Below are 22,045 nucleotides of genomic sequence, written 5' to 3' on the forward strand. Positions count from 1 at the left end.
GGTATTCAGCCTGCGCACCTGCGCCGGGCTGCTGATACAATCGGCCGATCTGAAATGTCTATCACCAGGAGCACAACGTGCCCGTCGTCTTTGTCGCCGCCTCCAAACTCCCGACTCCCTTTGCGATCTTCACCATGCATGGCTTCCTCGACGAAGCCACTGGCCGCGAGCACGTGGTGCTCAGCCTGGGTGATATCGGCGACGGCGAGCCGGTGCTGGGGCGCCTGCACTCCGAGTGCCTGACCGGCGATGCCCTGTTCAGCCAGCGCTGTGACTGCGGCTCGCAACTGGAAGCCGCGCTGCAGGCCATCGCCCGCGAAGGCCGTGGCGTGCTGCTGTACCTGCGCCAGGAAGGCCGTGGCATTGGCCTTCTGAACAAGATCCGCGCCTACGAGCTGCAGGACGGCGGCGCCGACACCGTCGAGGCCAACGAGCGCCTGGGCTTTGCCGCCGACCAGCGCGACTACGCCATGTGCCTGCCGATGCTCGAGCACCTGGGCGTCAGCGCGCTGCGCCTGATGACCAACAACCCGCGCAAGGTCAAGGCACTGACCGACATGAACATCAAGGTTGCCGAGCGCGTGCCGCTACATACCGGGCACAACCCGCACAACCGCCTGTACCTGGCCACCAAGGCCGACAAGCTCGGCCACATGATGGGCAACAAGCACCAGGGCGAGGTCCCGCAGGCTTGACCCGGGGCGAGGTGAAGCGCCGGCTGGCCCTGGCCTGGTGGCAGTACCTGGCCGTTGGCCTGGTACCGCTGCCGGTAATGGCCTGGGCCTTTGGCGGCGGTGACCCGCTGATCCCGGTGCTGGCCATGCCGCTGTTCATTGCCGGCGCCGCCACCATGTTCCTCAGCCTGCCGCGTTTCGGCGCCTACAAGCGTGCACTGATCGCCACCGACAAGGCGTTGGGCAGTGCCGAGGAGCCTGGCGCGTGGATCACCCTGGCGCGGGTACGGCGCATGGCCATGCTGTTCGCCTGCCTCCCCGCATGGGTAGCGGCGCTGTCGGTGCTGGTGGGGCTTGAAGCGATTGCGCAAATCCTTCTGGCACTGTCCACCGCGGTGCTGCTTTATCTCTACCGCATCCCGCGCCAGCTCGGCTGATGCGGGCGCTGCTGGCCCTCCTGCTGCTCTGCTGCACCGCCGCCCAGGCTGCGCCCCGGGTGGTCAGCCTGGCGCCGTCGATGACTGAAATCGTTCTGGAGTTGGACGCCGGCGACCTGCTGGTGGGCCTGCTCGACGGCGGCGAGCGCCCGGAGCAGTTGCAGGGCCTGCCCAGTGTCGGGCGCCACGGCCAGCTCGACATGGAACGCCTGCTCAGCCTCAAGCCCGACTTGCTGCTGCTCTGGCCCGGCAGCGTGGCGCCGGCCCAGCGTGACCAACTGCGGCGCCTGGGCATCGCCACCTTCACCGCCGAGCCGGGCAACCTCGACCAGCTGATCGGGCAGATCGACGCCATTGCCCAGCGCCTGGGGCGCGAGGAGCAGGGCCGGCACTACACCGCCGGCCTGCGCCAGCAGCTTGCCGAACTACGCGCACGCTACCAGCGGGCGACGCCGCTGCGGGTGTTCTACCAGGTGTGGGACAAACCGCTGTACACCCTCGGTGGGCAGCAGGTGGTCAGTGACGCCTTGCGCGTGTGTGGTGCGCGCAACGTGTTCGACGACCAGGCCCTGCCGGCGCCGCAGGTGAGTGTGGAGTCGGTGCTGCTGCGCGACCCGCAGGTGATCCTGGCAGGTGACCCGGCGCAGCTGGCGGCCTGGCGTCGCTGGCCGCAGCTCAGCGCAGTGGCTGGCAACGCCTTGCTGGTGGTGCCGGACAAGGGCCTGGAGCGGCCCAGCGGGCAGATGATCGAAGCCACTGCGCGGCTGTGCGCGTTGCTCGACGCTACAGTGCCGGTGTCCAGGTAAGGCTCAGCAGCCAGGTGCGGCCCTCTTCGCGGTAGCCGTAGTTGCTGCCCTGATAGCTGTACAGCGTGCGGCTGTAGCCTTTGTCCAGCAGGTTGTCGAGCTTGAGGTCCAGGCGCAGCTCATCGTTCATCGCCCAGCCGCCACGCAGGCCGAACAGGCCGTAACCGCCCAGTGGCGCGTTGTTGGCTTCATCGTTGTAGCTGCTGCTGACGGCCTGCCAGCTCGCCCCCAGGTTGAACTGCCCGATCGTGCGGTCAAGGTCCAGGCTCAGGGTACGTCGGGCGCGGCGGGCGAGGGTGTGGCCGCTGTTGCGGTCGCGCGGGTCGATGAGCGCCAGGCCCAGTTGCGAGGTCCAGCCGGCCCAGGTCTGGGTCAGGGCCAGTTCAAGGCCGTCGATGCGCGCGGCGTCGATATTGCCCGGGCGGTTGCGGCTGGCATCGTAGTTGATGGCGTCGCGCAGCTCGGTGCGGTACAGCGAGGCCTCCAGCCGGCTGCTGTCGCCCAGCTGGCTGCGCCATTGCAGCTCGTAGCTTTTCGAATGCTCCGGGCGCAGGCTCGGGTTGCCGTATTGCACGTCGTACAGGTCGTTGAAGGTCGGCGCGCGAAAGCCCTCGCTGTAGGACAGCAACACATCATCGCGAGGCGTCAGCGGCACGCTCAGGCCGGCGTTCCAGGTGGTCTGGCTGCCGTACTGCTGGTTGTGGTCCTGGCGCAGGCCTAATTCCGTGGCAAAGCCTTCGCCGCTGAAGCGGTGCTGGGCGAAGGCGGCGCGGTTCCAGCGGCTGTTTTCGGCGAAGTTGGCGCTGCCGTGGTAGCGGTCCTGATACCAGTCGCCCCCCAGCATCAGCTGGTTGCGCTCATCGAGGGCCAGTTCGTTCTGCCAGGTCAGCTGGTCGCGGTAGGTGTTGTAGACGAAGCGTTCAGCGCTGAGCTTGTCGCGCTTGTCGTCGCGGTTTTCGCTGTGGCCCAGCTCCAGCCGCGAATGCCAGGTGTCGTTGAGCTGGGCATCGAACCAGGTGCCCAGGCTGCTGACGCTGAAGTCGGTATAGGGCGCTTGTGGATAACTTTGCCAGGTGTTGCTGTCGAGCCGCCCGTAGGGGTTGTCGTATTCGCTGCGCCCACGGCTGTCGAGCAGGTTCAGGCCGGCTTCGAAGCGCTCGTCGAACACGTGGCTCAGGCTCAGGTTCAGCGAACGGTTGCGGTAGGCGTCATGGTCGCCGTCGCTGGCATAGGACGGGCCGGTGGAATCGATGCCGGCGGTTTCGTCCAGGCTGGCGCCCAGGTTGAAACGGGTGCCGCCCTGGCCCCCGGAGAGCCCCAGGCTACGCTGGAAGGTCTGGTTGCTGCCGGTGGCCAGGCGCAGGCGTGCCTGCAGGTTCTGGCCGTTGCCGCGGCGGGTGAAGATCTGGATTACCCCGCCAATGGCGTCGCTGCCGTAGATGGCCGAGCGTGAGCCGCGCAGCACCTCCACCCGTTCGATCTGGTCGATGTCGATAAACTGCAGGCCGCTGTCGCCGGAGGTGGTATTGGCGATGCGCACGCCGTCCACCAGCACCAGCGCCTGGGCGGCCTTGGTGCCGCGGATGAAGATCCCGGGCAGGCTGCCGCGCCCGCCGGTAGGCGCCACTTGTACACCCGGCACGCGGGTCAGCAGGTCGCTGACGCTGGACGGTTGCAGACGGTCGATATCGCTGCGGGTGAACACGCTGTTGGCGGCGCTGGTGCTGCTGCGCGATTCCACCTGGCGGTTGGCGCTGATCAGTACGTCGGGGAGCTTGAGGGCGTCGTCGCGCTCGGCGGCCAGCAGGGTGGCGGGGAGGCAGAGCAGGGTGGCAAGGGCTGATTGCTTCATTGGGGCTCCAAAAGCAATCGCCGGCAAGCTGGCTCCTACAGGGTGTCCTGTGTAGGAGCCGGCTTGCCGGCGATAGGGCCTTACAGGCCGAGCTTGGCGATACGCGCCTGGACCGCAGCCTCGATACCCGCCGCATCCAGCCCGCACTCGGCGAGCATCTGCGCAGGTTTGGCGTGCTCGACGTAGATATCCGGCAGGCCCAGGTGCAGCAGTGGCTTGGTCACCGCCTCGCGGGCGAGGAACTCGCCCACCGCAGCACCGGCGCCGCCCATGATGGCGTTCTCTTCGATGGTCACCAGCAGGTCATGGCTGGCGGCCATTTCCAGCACCAGGGCTTCGTCCAGCGGCTTGACGAAGCGCATGTCGACCACCGTGGCGTCGAGCTTCTCGGCCACCTGCAGCGCTTCGGCCAGTTGCACGCCGAACACCAGCAGGGCGACCTTGCTGCCCTGGCGGCGTACCACGCCCTTGCCGATTTCCAGCGGCTCGAGGTCGCCGCTGATCGGTGCGTTGGGGCCGGTGCCGCGCGGGTAGCGCACGGCCGCCGGGCCCTTGTAGAGGTGGCCGGTGCTGAGCATCTTGCGCAGCTCGTTTTCGTCGCTCGGGGTCATCACCAGCATGCCGGGGATGCAGCGCAGGTACGACAGGTCGTAGGCGCCGGCGTGGGTCGGGCCGTCTTCGCCCACCAGGCCTGCGCGGTCGATGGCGAACAACACGTCCAGGTCCTGCACCGCCACGTCGTGGATCAGCTGGTCATAGGCGCGCTGCAGGAAGGTGGAGTAGATCGCCACCACCGGCTTGGCGCCTTCGCAGGCCATGCCTGCGGCGAGGGTCACCGCATGCTGCTCGGCGATGGCCACATCGAAGTAACGTTCGGGGTAGCGCTCGCTGAATTCGATCAGGTCCGAGCCTTCCTTCATCGCCGGGGTGATGCCCACCAGGCGGTTATCGGCGGCGGCCATGTCGCACAGCCACTGGCCGAACACCGAGGCGTACTTCGGCCCGCTGGCTTTTTTCGGTGCCACCGGCTTGTCGGCCGGCTCCAGCTTGGTGATGGCGTGGTAGCCGATCGGGTCGACCTCGGCCGGGGCGAAGCCCTTGCCCTTCTTGGTGACCACGTGCAGGAACTGCGGGCCCTTGAGGTCACGCATGTTGCGCAGGGTGGCGATCAGCGTCGGCAGGTCGTGGCCGTCGATCGGGCCGATGTAGTTCCAGCCCAGTTCTTCGAACAGGGTGCCGGGCACCAGCATGCCCTTGGCGTACTCTTCGGTGCGGCGGGCGATTTCCCAGGCGCCGGGCAGGCGCGACAGCACTTTCTTGCTGCCTTCGCGCATGCTCGCGTAGGTGCGGCTGGAAAGGATTTTGGCCAGGTAGTTGGAAAGCCCGCCGACGTTGCGCGAGATCGACATGTCGTTGTCATTGAGAATGACCAGCATGTCGGCATTGACTTCCTGCGCGTGGTTCAGCGCTTCGAAGGCCATGCCGGCGGTCAGCGCGCCGTCGCCGATCACGGCGATCGACTTGCGCGCCTCGTTCTGCAGGCGGGCGGCAATGGCCATGCCCAGCGCTGCGCTGATCGAGGTACTGGAATGGCCGACGCCGAAGGTGTCGTACTCGCTCTCGCTGCGCCGCGGGAAGGCGGCGATGCCGTCCTTCTGGCGCAGGCTGAGCATGCGCTCGCGGCGCCCGGTGAGGATCTTGTGCGGGTAGGCCTGGTGGCCGACGTCCCACACCAGCCGGTCATCCGGGGTGTCGAACACGTAGTGCAGGGCAATCGTCAGCTCGATGACGCCCAGGCCTGCACCAAAATGCCCACCGGTCTGACCAACGGTATAGAGCAGCTCCTGGCGCAGCTCGTCAGCCAGGGTCTCCAGGTCGGCTTCAGCCAGGCGGCGCAGGCCGGCTGGCGTATCGGCGCGGTCCAGCAACGGCGTGACCGGGCGTTCGCGGGGGATCTCTTGAAACGTCGTGGGCATCAGGCGAGTCGTTATAGGTTTGAAGACGCGGCAGTTTACCCCATTGTGGGAAAAGCTGCCCATTCACGCAGGGTTGTTACCTACCCTGTAGGAGCGGGTTTACCCGCGAATGCGGTGGCTGCTGCAACATCGCATTCGCGGGTAAACCCGCTCCCACAGGGTGGGGCGTCTAGGCTTAATGGCGGCGTTCGACGATATACCGGGCCAGTGCCCGCAGCGGTTCGGCGTGCTCGCCAAAGCCCTGCAACACCGCCAGCGCCTGGTCGCGCAGCTCGATTGCGTAGGCCTTGGCCGCATCCAGCCCGAGCAGCGCCGGGTAGGTCGGTTTGTCGCGGGCAATGTCGGCGCCCTGGCGTTTACCCAGGGTGGCGGTATCGCTTTCCACGTCGAGAATGTCGTCCTGCACCTGGAACGCCAGGCCGATGGCCTGTGCATAAGTCTGCAGGGCGTCCAGCTGGGCCTGCTCGGCGCGGCCACTGGCCAGGGCGCCCAGGCGCACGCTGGCCTCGATCAGCGCGCCGGTCTTGTGCCGGTGCATGAATTCGAGGGCCTTCTGGTCGAGCTTCAGGCCCACCGAGCCCAGGTCGATGGCCTGGCCGCCGACCATGCCGGCAGGGCCTGCGGCCTTGGCCAGGGCCTGGACCATGGTCAGGCGCAGGGCGTCCGGCTGCGGGCTCAGGCGTGGGTCGAGCAGGGCGCTGAAGGCCAGGCTCTGCAGGCCGTCGCCGGCCAGAATGGCGCAGGCTTCGTCAAAGGCCTTGTGGGTGGTCGGCTGGCCGCGGCGCAGGTCGTCGTCGTCCATCGCCGGCAGGTCGTCGTGCACCAGCGAGTAGGCGTGGATCAGCTCTACCGCGCAGGCGGCGCCGTTGGCTTGCTCGGCCGGCGCGCCCAGGGCTTCGCAGGCGGCGTAGGCGAGCAGCGGGCGCACCCGCTTGCCGCCGTTCATCACGCTGTAGCGCATGGCGGCGTAAAGCCGTTCGAGCTCTTTGGACGGCGCCTGGAACAGCGGCTCGAGGGCGGCGTCGACCCGTGCCTGGCAGTTGGCCTGGTACGCGCTGATCATGCCTCGGGCTCCGCGTCGAATGGCTGGGCAGCCAGTTCACCGTCACGCTCCAGCAAAATTTGCACCTTCTGCTCGGCCTGGGCCAGGGCGCCCTGGCAATCGCGGGTCAGGGCGATGCCCTGCTCGAAGGCAGCCAGCGAGTCTTCCAGCGACAGTTCGCCGTTCTCCAGGCGCTCGACCAGGGCTTGCAGGTCGGCGAGGGATTGTTCGAAATCGATGGAGGTTTTTTTGCGGGCCATGGCGACTGTCTCGGTGGCGTTCAGAACGGCGCGACACTAGCAGAGCGGGGCAGGGGGAGCAAATCAGCGCGGCTTTCGTCTTATTTTGTTGCATTTGAGGCGTGAGCGCTGGCTTGCAAATGTTGCTGTGTTGCGATTGTGGGGGTGTGGGCCCTCTGCCATAATCCGCGCGCTTGCGCCTGCGGACCCCGTGCCGGCAGGCTTCACCCCCCCCTCGATGTCACGTAACGGACTACGTTGTGAGCTTCCTTTCGATCGAATTCGGCCTCTGCTTCACGCTGTTCTTCATTCTTTACTGGAGCCTGTGCTGGAGTGCGCGGCTGCAGAACCTGCTGTTGCTGGCGGCCAGCTACGCCCTGGTGGCCAGCTTCAGCCTGCAATCGCTGTGCATCCTGCTGGGCTACAGCGCGCTGGTGTACCTGCTCGGGCTGCTGGCCGGGCGCTACCCGGGGCGTTGGTTCATCAGCGGGTTGCTGCTGACCCTGGTGCTGGGCTGCTTCTACGTGTTCAAGTACCAGGTGTTCTTCGTCGAGGGGGCGCAGAACGCCCTGGCGGCGGCCGGGCTAAATGTTTCGTTGCCGCTGCTGGAAGTGCTGGTGCCCATCGGCCTGTCGTTCTACGCCTTCCACTCGGTCAGCTACCTGGTGTCGATCAACCGCGGTGAGCTGAAACCGGTTGGCCCGCTGGACCTGGCGCTGTACCTGGCATTCTTCCCAAGCCTGGTGGCGGGCCCGGTGAACCGCGCGCTGCACATGCTGCCGCAGATCCGCCCCGAGGGTTTGCGCCAGGTGCTGGAGCCGCAGCGGGCGATGGGGCTGATCGCACTGGCGGTGGTGAAATTGTTCTTCCTCAGTGCCTGGCTGGGCAGCGAGTGGGTCGACCCGGTGTTCGACACCCCGGGCGGCTACACGCCCGAGCAGGTGCTGCTGAGCGTGTACGGCTACAGCTTCCTGATCTATTTCAACTTCAGCGGCTACACCAACCTGGTCACCGGCATCGCCCTGTTGCTGGGGTTCCGCCTGCCGGAGAACTTCAACGCGCCTTATGCTGCGCACAACCTCAAGGAATTCTGGGGGCGCTGGCACATCAGCCTGTCGCGGTTCATCCGTGATTATGTGTACATCCCGCTAGGCGGCAATCGCCAGGGCGTATGGCGCGGCAACCTGAACATGCTGCTGGCGATGCTGGTGTCCGGCCTGTGGCACGGGGCGAGCCTGAACTTCATCATCTGGGGTGCGCTGCACGGCGTGGGCCTGGCCATCTCCAAGCTGTTCGCGCAGCTGCTGCCAGGCTTTGCACGCATGCCCGGTGCCGGCCTGCTGGCGCGCTTGATGACCTTCCACTACGTGGCCTTTGCCTGGATTTTCTTCCGCAGCTCCACCCTCGATGGCGCCCTGGAGATGCTCGGTGACATCGCCGAGCTGAGCCTGGCCGGCCTGAACAGCAGCACCGGCCTGATGCTGCTGGCCTGCGTGCTGTTCGTGGCCAGTTACCCGCAGTGGCTGGTGCTGCTGCGCCAGGGCTTTGCCGCCAGCCAGCGATTGCCGTGGCAGTTGTACCCGATCCCGCTGGGGATCGGCGTGTCGCTGGTGATCTTCGCTTCGCAATCGGGTGTGCCGGGGTTCATCTATGCAAGCTTCTGATAGCAAACAGCTGTTCCAGGTACAGCTGGGGGCGTTGCGTGCGCTGTACGCCATCGTGGTGACCACTGCGCTGCTGTTCTGGCCGAACCAGGACTCGATCAAGCTCTACTGCCAGCAGAAATACCACCAGGGCTGCGAGATCCCGCTGCTCGGGCAACTGCCGGCCTGGCGCTACGGCGCGCAGCTGACCCTGGCCCTGGAAGAGGGCCGTGACAGCTTTGTCGAGCGCCTGCGCCAGGCGCCGCTGCTGGCCAGCGCTCCGGCACCGCAAGTGCTGCCGGAGCCCGCGCCAGTGGTCACGGTCAACCTGGAAACCCCGGCCGCGCTGGCCAAACCGTTGCCGGTGGTCGCGGTGGTCGAGCCGGTACATGCCGTAGAGCCTGTGCCGGTACCGGCTCATGTTGCGCCGCCCGCACCTGTACATGCCGAGCCCGTGCAGCCTGTGGTTGTGACCCCGCCGGCGCAGCCTGTGGCGCTGCAGCCGGGCACGGTGGCCGCGCTGGCTTCGGGCGATGAAGTGTTTCTGGTCGGCGACTCGCTGATGCAGGGGGTGGCCCCGCACCTGGCCAACAGCCTGCGCAAGCGCTACCAGATCCGCACCGTCAACCTGAGCAAGCAGAGCACCGGCCTTGCCTACCCGGGCTTCTTCAACTGGCCGAAGACTGTGGCCGATACCTTGCAGCACGAACCGAACATCCGCCTGATGGTGGTGTTCCTCGGCCCCAACGACCCCTGGGACATGCCCCAGGGCAAGGGCAAGCCGTTCCTGCGCTTCAAGTCGCCGGACTGGGAGTTGGCCTACCGCGCGCGTATCGACTCGATCCTCGAGCAGGCCCGGGCGCACAACGTGCAGGTGCTGTGGGTCGGCCCGCCGAACATGGAGAAGACGCGGCTGTCTGCGGCCATGAATTACCTGAGCGGCCTGTACCAGGAGCAGACCGCGCTGTACGGCCAGCACTTTGTTTCGGCCAACCCGATCCTCGGCTATGCCGACGAGGCCTTCTCGTACACGATGCAGACGCCTGAGGGCAAACGGGTCAAGGTGCGGGTCGACGACGGCATTCATTTCACCATCACGGGCCAGAAGCTGATCGCCGAACAGGTCATGTCGCTGATCAGCTTCCCGGGCCTGACCGTTACAGGACATTGAGATGCGCCAATGGCATCACCTGCTGGGCCTGGCCCTGCTGATCAGCGCCGCCGGGTGCAGCACCGGCGCCACCAGCGCTGCTGCCCAGCCTGCGGCGCGCAAGGCGCCCGCGCCCGCCGCCAACCAGGACGGCAACCTGGCCGTGCTGGCCGGCAAGCTGCGCAATGCCAACCGCGCACCGGTGGCCATCGTTCAACTGGGCGACTCGCACACCGCCGCCGACCTGTTCAGCGGCGAGCTGCGCCGCCTGCTGCAGGCCCGCTACGGCGATGGTGGCATCGGCCTGGTGCCGGCTTCGCCGGTGCCGGGCATCCGCAACGACCGGGTGATCATCAAGAGCGAGAAGCGCCAGTGGGAGCTGGTGTCGGCGCGCAACCAGCAGAGCAGCCAGTTCCCCCTGGGCGGCTACCTGTCGTTGCCCCAGGCCAACCGCTCAAGCGTGGTGTTGCAGGCACGTGATGAAGACCGCCAGCGCTACAAGATTTCGGCCCTGTACCAGTCCACCAGCAATGCCGCGTTGCTGGTCAACGGTGGCCAGCGCCGCCCGCTGGCCATCAGCAACGGCCAGTGGCGCTTCAGCCCGGCGTTCGCCAATGTCAGCCTGCCGGTGCAGTTGAGCGTCGAAGGTGGCCGTGGCATCGCCTTGGGCGGCTGGTACATCCAGGGGCAGAAAAACGCCGGGGTAACCTATTCGACCCTGGGCATCAATGGCGCGCGCCTGGAAGTGGTGGACAAGTGGCAGCCCGGCTGGCAGGACAGCCTGAAGGCGGTCAAGCCGGACCTGGTGATCCTCGCCTACGGCACCAACGAGGCGTTCGACGACAAGCTCGACCTGGCCCTGTACCAGTCGCAACTGGACGCCACCCTGACGCGCCTGCGCCAGGACCTGCCGCGCACGGCAATTCTGCTGGTGGGCCCGCCGGACTCGATCAAGCAGCGCAAGGCGCGCACCTGTGCGGCGCGCCAGCCGCAGCCGCTGGCCTCGGTGATTCGCATCCAGAAGCAGGTGGCGCAAAAGCACAAGGCGCTGTTCTGGGACTGGCAGGGGTTCATGGGCGGGCCTTGCTCGATCGCCGGCTGGCAGGCCAGCGGGTTGGCGCGGCCGGACCTGGTGCATCTGACCGCCGATGGTTATCGCAAGAGTGCGGCGGGGTTGTATGAGTACCTGAAGGGGCCGTTGGGGTTGCGTTGAGGGGCCAAGTCAGGGTGCAGAGCCTGCTCGCGACGCATTGCTTCACTGGGGGGTAGGGCAGCTTTTCAGGGCTGCCTGCAAACTTTTCGCGCAATCCATGTAGGTGCGCGGGTCGTAGTAGAGGGCCCGGATGCTAAAACTGGATGTTCCATCATATTCAATGTATTGCATTACCCTGAGCGCCCAAGTTTTATCTGCGTGATGTGCCATCAGGTCGAATTCGAGGATGCGGAGTTCACTGCTTTCACTGAGTCCTGAGGAAGGGTAGCGCAAATCCTTCGCCAACAGCGCCACACGCTCGCCCAGGTATTCTTGGCGCTGGATGGGTGTTTTACTGGGGAACGGGGCAACTTCTGGCAGCGGCTTGAAGGGCTTTTGCGTAGTCCACGTAAGTCTCAGGATTGTACGGCTCGGCATCGACCATGAAATTGTATTCACCGCCATACAGGACCTGCTGTACCACCCTCAAAGCCCACGTGCGTCCTTCATGCTCTGTCAGCAAGTCAAATAGATGAGCGCTCACCGTACTGCTCTCGCCAAGTACTGAGTACAAGTAGCGCAGATGCTTGTACCAGTCTTGCTTCGCAGTCGCAGCCCTGATTGCAGCTTTCGCCAGTTCTTGTTCTGAAGCATCCAGATAAATATCGCCGATCGTAAGCTGATTGGCCTGTTCCAAATCTGCAATTGGAGCGGGCAGCGGCCGCCGGCTGATCAAGCGTGAATATTTGCAGTCGTAAACCCACTGACCACTCTTTACATATTCATCGGCGTAGATAACTACACCGTTGCCGCGGTCTTTTTTATACACGCTCGTCATGAGCTTTACTCCATGGTTGACTGCAAGCAGTATCAGGGGAGATGCGACTATCAGGAAAAACCAGAAGCCTTTATTTCGGTAGAAACTCAAAGTACCCCCCAGGTACGCCAATCGGTGTATCGCCCGACATCACAGAATGGATGGCCCCCATCGTCTGATACGTATAATCGTGGCTGGCATCATTCAAGTCACGTTCCGCTGCCAGGCGCTTCCATTTTTTGCACCATGCTTCTCCGGGTGCTGCGTTATCGCTCAGCCCACACAACTTACCCAATTGACGCTCCTCGAACGACCCCCAGGTGTTCTTGTAGTCCGACCGACGAATGTAGGCACGCACCTTGACGCGTAAATGATCGGCCAGCAACTGCGCCAGGCTCTGGTTGGTCTGTGGAAAGAACTGGATGCCATCCTCGATCGGAAACTCCGAACGATTGCCCATCCCGGTCCGACACGCGTAGCTGTCGATCTGCGCCGAACGTGCGAACGCCTGGGGCGAGATCTGTTCGTAGTTCAACACATTGAGCGCCATGTTGTAGTCGCTGGTTAACTGGTAACCGAAGGCGATCCGATGCGGGACGCCATGGCTGAACAGCGACAGATGCTCGATGGGGGACTGGGTCCGATCCTTGCCTCGGTTCAGGTAATCGACCAGCTCTTGAAGGGTGCTGACTTTAACCAGCTCAGCACCGTAAGCGTCGGCAGATTCACCTGCTGCGTAGAGCATCTTTTCGTTGTACGACGGCGTGAACACGATCAGCGTCCGCGCAGTGTCAGGCTTGCTGCGCCTGAACTCGGCCAGCTCACGCACCGCTTGGGCGATGAACATCATCTTGTTGCCCGAGCCCTCGTCGTGCTGGCTGCCGGCGACGGCGATCAACTCAGGCGTCAATGGCGTCGCCGAGGCGGTGCCGCCCGGGTTCACCAAGGCCCCGGCCAACAAGGCGCGGTGCTGCAGGTCCGGGTCGGCCAGCAGTTCGGCCAGGCGCGCGTCATCCACCGAACCATCCGGGAGAATCGCGCCGAGCTTGGCGAAGTCGATGATCGCCTGGGTTGCACCACCCGCGAACTGCACGCCGCCGAAGACGTTCGGGCTGCCGCTGACGATGCTGCCGCCGTGGCTGGTTGGGGCGCCCAGGTAGGCCATTGGCCGGTATTCGACCGTGATGCTGGGGAAGCCTGCGGTGATGACCGCGCCGCAGCCACAGACATCGCCGACGCGGGCGATACCCAGCGAGTTGACCAGTGTGTTGGGTGCGGCCGAGACGATGGGCGAGGTGCCGTGGCCGGGGATGGGGCAGGCGTGCAGGTCGCCAAGCCGAGCGATAGGGATCATGCCGTTCCTTGGTATCGAAGTATCGGAAAGGGCCACGGCCAAGCCGCGGACGGGCTCCTGATCAGCGTGCCGAGCGGCTGTGCTCTGCGCCTGAAAGGGCGAGCGAAGACGGTATCCCTGGGGGGATTTCCGCTACAACACGGCCATTTCCGATAGATACGTAGGAAGGTTCTGAAGCGTCTTTGAGATTGAAATATTGGGTATCAGCTTGCAAACCTTACCGCAGGCTTCGCCAGTACCCACAAGATCAATAGCGACATGATCACCGTGCATGCTGGCGGCAGCCTGTGATAGGGCCGCGTAGCGGCCCCTGAGGGGCTCAGGCCGGCTCTGCCTGCAGCGCCTCCTGCGCCTGGCGATAGCGCGCCAGTTCCTCGATGGTCAGCACCGGCAGGTTGTACTGCCGGGCATACACCGCCACTTCTTCGCCCCGGGCCATGCTGCCGTCGGGGTTCATCAGTTCGCACAGCACCGCCGCCGGGCGCAGGCCGGCCAGGCGCGCCAGGTCCACCGAGCCTTCGGTGTGGCCGCGGCGGGCCAGCACGCCGCCGTCGCGGGCGCGTAGCGGGAACACATGCCCGGGGCTGACGATGTGGCGCTGCTCGGCGGTGGAGCGCAGCGCCGCCTCGATGGTGGTGATGCGGTCGCGGGCCGACACGCCGGTAGTTACGCCTTCGGCGGCTTCGATGGTGACGGTGAAACCGGTGCCATGGCGGGCCTGGTTGTTCTGCACCATCGGCGCCAGTTGCAGGGCGTCGACCGTGGCTTCGTCCAGGCACAGGCAGACGATGCCGCTGCAATCGCGGATCATCATGGCCATGCTTTCAAGCGAGAGGTTCTCGGCGGCGGCGACGATATCGGCTTCGTCCTCGCGGTCGTCGTCGTCGAGCAGCAGCACCGGGCGCCCGGCCTTGAAGGCGGCGATGGCGGCAGTGACGTTGGGGTATTGCGAGTTGAACGGGGTAGGCATGAAACGCTCCTCGTGAATGATCGATGAACGTCTCGGGGCGAACAAAATGCGCGCGCAGGGGCGCCCAGACGGCCCCTGCCAAACGCCTTCTTTCATCCGGACTATGACCGTCGGCTCTGGAGTCGCACCAGATCTGCTGACCCCCGGCATGGCCGGGGCGCTCGCGGGCTCATCTTTCGATTTACCGCCGGTGGGGACTTTCACCCCGCCCTGAAGACCGCGCAAGCATACCCCGGAATGCCATCAACGGGGCAAGCCTGGCGTGTGCGACCTAAGTCGCAGCCTCAGATCCCGAGCGCGAAACGCACATAGCCTGGGTAGGCGCTTTCCCAGTCTTCCTGGAAGGTGTGGCCTTCGGCGTGTTCATGGCTCTGCACCTGGTTGCCCTCGGCGAAGGCCTGCTCGGTGGCGCTGGCCATCGCCAGGTTGCCCTTGCCTTCCTGGGCGCCGTGCAGCACCACCACGCGCTTGCCCCTGGCCTGGTGCTCGGTGAACGGCATGTCGAAGCCGCCGGGGGACACGATCAGGGCGCCGCTGTACTGCTGCGGGTAGCTGGCCAGCAGGTGGGCGGCATGCTGTGCGCCCTGGGAGAAGCCCATCAGGGCAACTTTGCTGCGGTCGATGGGGGTACTGCTGGCCAGTTTTTTCAGGGCGGCGTCGATGGCCTTGGCGGTCGGCTCCACCGAGCGCGGCTCCCACATGAAACTGTGGTCATTGCGCTTGAGGGTACCGTTCAGTGCCACCAGCACGGCTTTGTCACCCACCAGTTCGGCGCGCATGTCGGTACCGCTGCTGCCTTCGGTGCCGTAGCCCGACAGCCACACCAGCACCGGCCAGCCGCCAGCCGGGGCCTTGCCCTTGGGGATGCTGAACGCGGCAAGGCCTGCATCCTTGGCGTGCTTGACGTAGTTCTTCTCGGCGGCCTCGAGCAGTTTGTGGTACTGCGGGTACTTGCGCATCTGCACCAGCTCGTAGTCCTCCTTCATGATCAGCACCTGCCAGAAGCCGCGCTCGCGGGCCTGGTCGAGGTAGTCGACGGCGAACTCGGGGCTGTCCAGGGCCGACAGGGCGGCGGCAGCCTGGTAGGAGGCGAAGGCATTGGCCGGGTCGAGGCGGGCAGCGGTGAGGTAGAAGGCCGCGGCGCCGGCGTAGTTGTGGTGTTTGCTCTTTTCCTCGTCGCCGGCTTCGAGGAATTCGGCCGGGGTGGCGCCGTTGAGGTACAGGTCGGCCATGCTGCCCAGGCCTTGCCAGCGGCCTTCGCTGATGGCTTCGGCGCGGGCCTTGTCGGCGTCTTTGCCGGTGTCGGTTTCGTCGGCCAGGGCCAGCGGGGCGAAGAGGGCGGCCAGCAGGCCGAGGGTGCGCAGAGGCGCAGCGGTCATGAGCGACATGTCCGAGAGTCCTTTTTCGGTGATGTCCGGCCATCGTTGGCCGAAGCGGGAGCGGATTCTAATGGCGGGTAATGTCGATTGGCCAGCCTGCGGCGTGCTGTTCAGCCCTTGATGCGCTTCCAGTCCAGGTCGAAGCGTGCCAGGTACTTGCGCAGGCGGTCGGCGTCGTTGGGCTTTTCCTTTTCCTGGCGCGACACCGCGAACAGCTGGCGCCCGGCCTCGGACAGGCTGGCCGCGCCCCGGCACACCTGCAGCACTGCCTGCAATTGCAGCTGGTCGAACAGGTCCAGTTCGCGCTCGGCCAGCAGCGGCTCGGGCGCTGATTCCAGCCCCCAGGCATGGCGCAGTCGGCCGATTTCTTCCTCCACCAGCGCCTCGTCGATGCGCCCGCTGTCGGCCAGGGTGGCCATGCGCGTGACCGAGGCCGACAGCTCGCGGAAGTTGCCGGCCCAGCGCGCTTCGCTGGCGTGGGCGAAAGCCAGGTAGCGGCGCTTGGCCTCGAGGTTGAAGCGCACCTGGCGGTTCTGCTCGCGGGCGTGGCGCTGCAACTCGAAGTCCAGGTTCGGCTCGATGTCTTCGCGCCGCTGCGCCAGGCCCGGCAGGGCGAAGGTCCACAGGTTGATGCGGGCGAACAGGTCTTCACGGAAGGTGCCGTCGGCCACCTTGGCGCGCAGGTCGCGGTGGGTGCCGGCGATCAGCTGGAAGTCGCTTTGCACCTCGCGGTCGGCGCCCAGCGGGAAAAAGCGCTTTTCTTCGATGGCCTTGAGCAGCATGGCCTGTTCGTCGGCGCCCAGTTCGCCGATTTCGTCGAGGAACAGCATGCCGCCGTCGGCGGCGCGCAGCAGGCCGTCGCGGGCGTTCTGCGCGCCGGTAAAGGCGCCTTTGGCATGGCCGAACAGCGCCGACATGGCGCCGTCGCCGCGCAGGGTGGCGCAGTTCACCTCGATGAAGCGCCCGGCCAACTGGTGGCGGCCGCGCTTGAGCTCGTGCACGCGGCGGGCGAGGAACGACTTGCCGGCGCCGGTGGGGCCCACCAGCAGCATCGGCGCCTTGGAGCGCAGGGCCACCCGCTCGATCTGCTCGATGGTGCGGTTGAAGCCTGCGTTACGGGTGGCGATGCCGGCCTTGAGCAGCGACTGGCCCTCGGCCTGCTCGCGGCGAAAGCGCGAGGCGATCGGGTCGTAGCGCGACAGGTCGAGGTCGATCAGCGTGGCTTGGCCTGCCGGGTCGCCTTCCGGTTCGCGGCGGGGGGCGGTCTGCACCAGCTGCGCCGGCAGGTAGCGCGCCTCGGTCAGCAGGAACCAGCAGATCTGCGCCACGTGGGTACCGGTGGTGATGTGGACCAGGTAGTCCTCGGCCTCGGTATCGAACGGGTAGCCGCTGGCGAAGTCGTGCAGGGCGCCGTAGACCTCCTCGAAGTCCCAGGGGTTGGCCAGGGCCAGGCTGTGCAGGCGCACTTCGGTGCGTGGCGAGAGGCTGCGGATATCGTCGCGGATGCGCTCGGCCAGGCCGATATCGCGCGCGGTGGTGCCGTGCAGCAGCTCCAGACGGTCGATGGGCAGGTCGGGCTGCTGGCATAGCGCGATGCTGGGGCGCCAGTGGTTCCAGCGGTTCGCGCCCTTGCCTTTGCGGTCGAGGGTGGTGCCGAGAAAACCGATGGCGACGGTGGGCTTGCTCATCCGTGATTATCCAAAAATATAAAGTGCTAGCGGATGATATAGGAATTTCCAGAGCCTGTTTTCAACGGGCAGCTTCGATTTAAATCATTCGAAATAAATTAATCGTTATAAATCAATTAGTTAAATAATTATTTCGTCTCGTTTTGAAAACCTGGCACGCCGCTCGCTATATCCCTTTCGACCGCATCGCCAGGCTGGCCCTCGGGACAGGGGTTATCGAAACCCCGCCGGTGCACGAACCCACGCAAGTGTCGGTGTCGTGCATGCCGCCACCGCAACGAACGGTCGCCGCCGTGCGCTCTGGTGAAAAGGGGCGTGCGGACACTGCTTCGGCCTCAAGCCGATCCATACCCTCCAAGGTAGTTACACCCATAGGCAATACCCGCCGGTGGGGTGCAGGCAACGCGAACAGGGCCAGGCAGGCCCGCTGCAGCGAATGGATGCCTGGCCCCACCGCTGGCCCACCCGGCCCGCCGGCCGGGCCTGGCGCAACGAAGCTGGCCGCAGGGGCAACGCCCCCGGCCGCTGACTCCGCCAGGCTTCGCCCACGGCGCTCGGTGCTTCGGCGAACACCGGCACTCAAGGACAACGAGAAAGGATGAACACGATGAAACTGTTGAAACGCTTTGTGGTGAAGAAGAACGAACACGGCCTGCTGCTCAAGGACGGCGAGTTCGCCGGCATCCTCAAGCCCGGGCAACACCAGCGTTTTGACTGGCAGGGCCGGCTGACGCTGGTGGCCTGCCCACAACATTCCCCGCTGCACGACGAGCTGCTGGAGCGCTACCTGCGCCAATACGAGCCAGCGTTGGTCGAGCAGCATTTCGACACCCTGGACATGGCCGAGCATGAAGCTGGCCTGCTGCATGAAGATGGCAAGCTCAAGGAGCTGCTGGCCGCCGACAGCCGCCGCCTGCAATGGAAAGGGCCACAGGCGCTGCGTGTGGAGCGGGTCGACCTGACCCAGGGCCGGCGCCTGGATGCCGCGCTGCTGGCACGCCTGCAACAGCCGGGCATCGAAGGCATGGGCAACGTGCTGCTGGTCAGCGTGCCCACCTTCAATGCCGGCGTGCTGCGCATCGACGGCGTGGTCAGCGCGTTGCTGCCGGTGGGCCAGCACGGCTTCTGGCGCTGCGGCGCCAAGGTCGAGGTGCAGACTGTCGATACCCGTCGGCCAGTGTCCGAGCTGGATGCCGAGGAGTTTAACGCCCAGGGCATGGGTGAGCATTTCGTCGCCATGGACCTGGCCGCCGATGAAGTGGGCCTGCGCTTCGAGGACGGCAAGCTGGCCGAGATCCTGCCGCCGGACACCCGCCGCCAGTACTGGAAGGCCCAGGCCCGCCAGGAGCTGCAGCGTGTTGATCTGAAACAGGGCCTGCGCCTGGACGCCGGGCAGGTGGCCCGGCTGAACCGCCCGGGCGTGGCCGGCATGGAGCATGTGCTGCTGGCGCTGGTGCCGGCCTTTCATGTGGGTGTGCTGAAGATCGACGGCGTGGTGGTCGGTTTGCTCGAACCCGGGCAGCATGGTTACTGGCGTTGTGGCAGCCAGGTCGAGGTGGAGATGGTCGACACCCGCCTGCAGGCGCTGGAGGTGAGCGGGCAGGAGATCCTCACCCGCGACAAGGTCAGCCTGCGCCTGAGCCTGGTGGCCAACTGGCGTTACCTGGATGTACTGGGGGCCCATGCGCGCATGAGCAAGCCGGTGGAGCACCTGTACCGCGAGCTGCAGTTCGGCCTGCGGGCGGCGGTGGGTACCCGTACCCTGGATGAGCTGCTGGAAGACAAGCAACTGATCGACGACAGCGTTACCGGGCACCTGCGCACGCAACTGCAGGACAGCGGCCTGGAAGTGGGCAGCCTGGGGGTGCGTGACATCATCCTGCCGGGCGAGATGAAGACCCTGCTGGCGCAGGTGGTGGAAGCGGAGAAGTCGGCCCAGGCCAACGTCATCCGCCGCCGCGAGGAAACCCAGGCGACCCGTTCGCTGCTGAACACCGCCAAGGTGATGGAAGGCAACCCCACGGCGCTGCGGCTCAAGGAGCTGGAAACCCTGGAGCGGGTGGCCGAGCGCATCGACCGGATATCGGTGGTCGGCGGGCTGGACCAGGTGTTGAACGGGTTGGTCAGCCTGAAGACCGGTTGAGCCGCCGATGCATATCCCCGCAGGCGCCAGCAAACCGGCCCCTGCAGGGGTATGCGATTCCTTGTAGGAGCCGGCTTGCCGGCGATGAGGCCGGGCCTGCGGCAAGAAGGCGCAAAGTTTTATCAAGGCAGATGGCCCTATCGCCGGCAAGCCGGCTCCTACAGGGATCGTGAAGGGTTCTAACCCAGCACAGAACGAACAAGGAACAGCGTAATGAACATTCTCGAAGTCGCCGGCGGCAAGCCGATCAAACTGTGGACCGACGGCGTCCCCGTCGATGATGGCGCCCGTCGCCAGCTCAGCAACACTGCCCAGATGCCATTCATCTTCAAGCACCTGGCGGTCATGCCCGATGTGCACTTGGGCAAGGGCTCGACCATCGGCAGCGTGATCCCGACCGTGGGCGCGATCATCCCGGCAGCGGTGGGCGTGGACATCGGCTGCGGCATGATCGCGGCGCGTACCTCGCTGCATGCCCGCGACCTGCCCGACCACCTGCATGGCCTGCGCAGTGCGATCGAAAAGGCCGTGCCCCATGGCAAGACCTTCGGTCGCCGCGACCAGGGTGCCTGGGGCGATGTGCCGAACCAGGCCGACCAGGCCTGGAGTGCCCTGGCCGGGCGTTTCAAGGCAATCACCGACAAGTACCCGCAACTGGAGAAGACCAACAACCGCCAGCACCTGGGCACCCTGGGTGGGGGCAACCACTTCATCGAGGTGTGCCTGGACGAGGCCGACCGGGTCTGGTTCATGCTGCACAGCGGCTCGCGCGGGGTGGGCAATGCCATCGGCAACCTGTTCATTCAACTGGCCCAGGCCGACATGCGCCAACATATCGCCAACCTGCCGGACAAGGACCTGGCGTATTTCGAGGAAGGCAGCCGGCACTTTTCCGACTACGTCGAGGCGGTGGAGTGGGCCCAGGACTTCGCCCGGCAAAACCGCGAACTGATGATGCTGGCGGTGGTGGAGGCGACCCGCAAGGTGCTGGGCCGGCCGTTCGAGGCGCGCCTGGAGGCGGTCAACTGCCACCACAACTATGTGCAGAAGGAGCAGCACTTTGGTCGCGAGGTGCTGGTGACCCGCAAGGGCGCGGTGTCTGCGCAGAAGGGCGAGTTGGGCATCATCCCCGGCTCCATGGGGGCCAAAAGTTTCATCGTGCGCGGCCTGGGCAACGAGGAGTCGTTCTGCTCGTGCAGCCACGGTGCCGGCCGGGTGATGAGTCGCACCCAAGCCAAGAGCCGGTTCACCGTCGAGGACCAACAGCGCGCCACGGCTCATGTTGAGTGCCGCAAGGACAGCGCGGTGATCGACGAGATCCCCATGGCCTACAAGGACATCGACGCGGTGATGCAGGCCCAGCGCGAGCTGGTGGAAGTGGTGCACACCCTGCGCCAGGTGGTGTGCGTGAAAGGATGAAAGCAAGGAGCGACAACCATGCAACAGCAAGACCCCCACCCATTACCCGCCGCCATGCGTGCGTGGGTGCTCGATGAACTGCAGCGTATCGAGGCCGAGCATGAGGTGACGGTGCTGTACGCCTGCGAGTCCGGCAGCCGGGCCTGGGGCTTCGCCTCGCCGGACAGCGACTACGATGTGCGCTTTGTCTACGTGCCGCGTACCGAGTGGTACCTGCGGGTGGACGAGCCGCGCGATGTGATCGAGCGGCCGCTGACCGATGAACTGGACATCAGCGGCTGGGAGCTGCGCAAGGCTCTGCGGCTGATGCGCGGCGCCAACCCCAGCCTGCTCGAGTGGCTGGGTTCGCCGCTGGTTTACCGTGCCGACCCGCAGGCGCTGGCCAGCCTGCGTGAGCTGGGGCGGGCGTTCTATTCACCGCGGGCGGTGCGCCATCACTACCTGTCGATGGCGCGCAAGAACCTGCGCGGCTACCTGCTGGGCGATACCGTGCGGCTGAAGAAGTACCTGTACGTGATCCGCCCGCTGCTGGCGGTGCGCTGGATCGACCAGAGCCTGGGCATGCCGCCGACGGCCTTCGCCGAACTGCTGGCAGGTACCGTGAGCGAGTCATGGTTGCAGGCGGCGATCGATGCGTTGCTGGCGGTGAAGCGAAGCAGCGGTGAAGCGGCGCACGGGCCTCGGGATGAGGTGTTGCATGGCTTCATCGAGGCTGAACTGGCACGTGCAGAGGGCGTTCAGGAGGTGCCGGTGGCGCGAGGCGACAGCGTCAGGCTGGATGCCCTGTTGCGCGAGACGGTGCTGCGGCATGGGTGCCAACCGTAACAGCAACTGCCGGCCTTGGCAGCCTGTGTGGAGGGCAATGGTCTTGTGCTGCTGGTGCTGGCCTCATCGCCGGCAAGCCGGCTCCTACAGGTACGGCACGGACCAGAGGCTTATGCAGTCCCTGTGGGAGCGGCTTCAGCCGCGAACACCGGCGCAGCCGGTGCCAGCCACCGCGTCGTCTGCTTCGCGGCTAAAGCCGCTCCCACAGGTACGGCGCTTGGTTCAGGCTTCGCGCGATCCTGTAGGAGCCGGCTTGCCGGCGAACACCGGCGCAGCCGGTGCCAGCCACCGCGTCGTCTGCTTCGCGGCTAAAGCCGCTCCCACAGGTACGGCGCTTGGTTCGGGCTTCGCGCGATCCTGTAGGAGCCGGCTTGCCGGCGAACACCGGCGCAGCCGGTGCCAGCCACCGCGTCGTCTGCTTCGCGGCTAAAGCCGCTCC

At 65.7% G+C, this 22,045-nt stretch carries 17 protein-coding genes, 1 pseudogene and 1 riboswitch; of the genes and pseudogenes, 9 read left to right on the plus strand and 9 right to left on the minus strand.

Going from position 1 to position 22,045, the window contains the following annotated elements:
- Positions 1–77: 77 nt before the first annotated feature.
- The 3 genes from ribA to ACI2KK_RS25015 are packed head-to-tail and all read left to right on the plus strand — an operon-like array spanning position 78 to position 1,917.
- Complete coding sequence (ribA, locus tag ACI2KK_RS25005) at positions 78–695, plus strand: GTP cyclohydrolase II (protein WP_217841572.1); 618 nt, start codon at positions 78–80, stop codon at positions 693–695.
- A complete protein-coding gene (locus ACI2KK_RS25010) occupies positions 692–1,111 on the plus strand; it encodes an MFS transporter (protein ID WP_404671060.1) in 420 nt (139 codons plus the stop codon). The genes ribA and ACI2KK_RS25010 overlap by 4 nt, the downstream gene beginning before the upstream one ends.
- Positions 1,111–1,917, plus strand: a complete 807-nt coding sequence (locus ACI2KK_RS25015; RefSeq protein WP_404671061.1) for a cobalamin-binding protein — start codon at positions 1,111–1,113, stop codon at positions 1,915–1,917. Before ACI2KK_RS25010 ends, ACI2KK_RS25015 begins: the two co-directional genes overlap by 1 nt.
- Here the strand turns inward: ACI2KK_RS25015 and ACI2KK_RS25020 are convergent.
- The 4 genes from ACI2KK_RS25020 to ACI2KK_RS25035 form a co-directional block, all read right to left on the minus strand.
- Positions 1,895–3,769 carry a TonB-dependent receptor plug domain-containing protein gene (locus ACI2KK_RS25020; protein ID WP_404671062.1) on the minus strand — a complete coding sequence of 625 codons (1,875 nt, stop codon included), beginning with the start codon at positions 3,767–3,769 and terminating at the stop codon, positions 1,895–1,897. The genes ACI2KK_RS25015 and ACI2KK_RS25020 overlap by 23 nt on opposite strands.
- Positions 3,770–3,849: 80 nt before the next feature.
- Entirely contained in the window at positions 3,850–5,745 is a 1,896-nt protein-coding gene (gene dxs, locus ACI2KK_RS25025; RefSeq protein ID WP_404671063.1) for a 1-deoxy-D-xylulose-5-phosphate synthase, read from the minus strand.
- Positions 5,746–5,920: 175 nt separating this feature from the next.
- The gene (gene ispA / locus ACI2KK_RS25030) at positions 5,921–6,808 is read right to left on the minus strand and encodes a (2E,6E)-farnesyl diphosphate synthase (protein WP_404671064.1); all 888 of its coding nucleotides are present in this window, start codon (positions 6,806–6,808) and stop codon (positions 5,921–5,923) included.
- A complete protein-coding gene (locus ACI2KK_RS25035; protein ID WP_404671065.1) occupies positions 6,805–7,047 on the minus strand; it encodes an exodeoxyribonuclease VII small subunit in 243 nt (80 codons plus the stop codon). Before ACI2KK_RS25035 ends, ispA begins: the two co-directional genes overlap by 4 nt.
- A gap of 239 nt (positions 7,048–7,286) precedes the next feature.
- On the opposite strand from ACI2KK_RS25035, the gene ACI2KK_RS25040 reads away from it, so the two are divergent.
- From ACI2KK_RS25040 to ACI2KK_RS25050, 3 genes are read left to right on the plus strand one after another with little or no spacing between them, the layout of a single operon-like run.
- Positions 7,287–8,690, plus strand: coding sequence for an MBOAT family O-acyltransferase (locus ACI2KK_RS25040; protein WP_404671066.1), 1,404 nt, complete (start codon positions 7,287–7,289; stop codon positions 8,688–8,690).
- A complete protein-coding gene (locus ACI2KK_RS25045; RefSeq protein ID WP_404671067.1) occupies positions 8,677–9,840 on the plus strand; it encodes a DUF459 domain-containing protein in 1,164 nt (387 codons plus the stop codon). Before ACI2KK_RS25040 ends, ACI2KK_RS25045 begins: the two co-directional genes overlap by 14 nt.
- A 1-nt stretch (position 9,841) precedes the next feature.
- Entirely contained in the window at positions 9,842–11,032 is a 1,191-nt protein-coding gene (locus ACI2KK_RS25050) for an SGNH/GDSL hydrolase family protein (protein WP_404671068.1), read from the plus strand.
- 331 nt (positions 11,033–11,363) lie between these two features.
- Here ACI2KK_RS25050 and ACI2KK_RS25055 read toward each other — a convergent pair whose 3' ends face one another.
- The 5 genes from ACI2KK_RS25055 to rtcR all read right to left on the minus strand — a co-directional run bounded on the left by ACI2KK_RS25055 (position 11,364) and on the right by rtcR (position 17,219).
- Positions 11,364–11,849: a hypothetical protein gene (locus tag ACI2KK_RS25055; protein WP_404671069.1), complete on the minus strand. Its 486-nt coding sequence runs from the start codon at positions 11,847–11,849 to the stop codon at positions 11,364–11,366.
- 70 nt (positions 11,850–11,919) lie between these two features.
- Positions 11,920–13,182, minus strand: coding sequence for a PAAR domain-containing protein (locus ACI2KK_RS25060; RefSeq protein ID WP_404671070.1), 1,263 nt, complete (start codon positions 13,180–13,182; stop codon positions 11,920–11,922).
- A 319-nt stretch (positions 13,183–13,501) separates the two neighbouring features.
- A complete protein-coding gene (gene ribB / locus ACI2KK_RS25065) occupies positions 13,502–14,152 on the minus strand; it encodes a 3,4-dihydroxy-2-butanone-4-phosphate synthase (RefSeq protein ID WP_404671071.1) in 651 nt (216 codons plus the stop codon).
- 80 nt (positions 14,153–14,232) lie between these two features.
- Positions 14,233–14,374, minus strand: a riboswitch (FMN riboswitch).
- Between the two features lie 62 nt (positions 14,375–14,436).
- Entirely contained in the window at positions 14,437–15,540 is a 1,104-nt protein-coding gene (locus tag ACI2KK_RS25070) for an alpha/beta hydrolase (RefSeq protein ID WP_404671072.1), read from the minus strand.
- Between the two features lie 101 nt (positions 15,541–15,641).
- Positions 15,642–17,219 (minus strand): RNA repair transcriptional activator RtcR, encoded by a 1,578-nt coding sequence (rtcR, locus tag ACI2KK_RS25075; RefSeq protein ID WP_404671073.1) that lies wholly within the window; start codon positions 17,217–17,219, stop codon positions 15,642–15,644.
- Between the two features lie 1,225 nt (positions 17,220–18,444).
- Between rtcR and ACI2KK_RS25080 the strand changes: the two are divergent.
- From ACI2KK_RS25080 to ACI2KK_RS25090, 3 genes and pseudogenes are all read left to right on the plus strand, one after another.
- Positions 18,445–19,362, plus strand: a pseudogene (locus tag ACI2KK_RS25080) (slipin family protein); the annotation flags it as partial.
- Positions 19,363–19,575: 213 nt separating this feature from the next.
- On the plus strand, positions 19,576–20,781 hold the full coding sequence (locus ACI2KK_RS25085; RefSeq protein ID WP_404671074.1) for an RtcB family protein: 1,206 nt from the start codon (positions 19,576–19,578) through the stop codon (positions 20,779–20,781).
- A gap of 18 nt (positions 20,782–20,799) precedes the next feature.
- Positions 20,800–21,606, plus strand: coding sequence for a DNA polymerase beta superfamily protein (locus ACI2KK_RS25090; protein ID WP_404671075.1), 807 nt, complete (start codon positions 20,800–20,802; stop codon positions 21,604–21,606).
- The last annotated feature ends 439 nt before the right edge of the window (positions 21,607–22,045 follow it).

The sequence above is a fragment of the Pseudomonas sp. NPDC089406 genome, assembly GCF_044900265.1.
GTDB classification, from domain to species: Bacteria; Pseudomonadota; Gammaproteobacteria; order Pseudomonadales; family Pseudomonadaceae; genus Aquipseudomonas; species Aquipseudomonas fakonensis.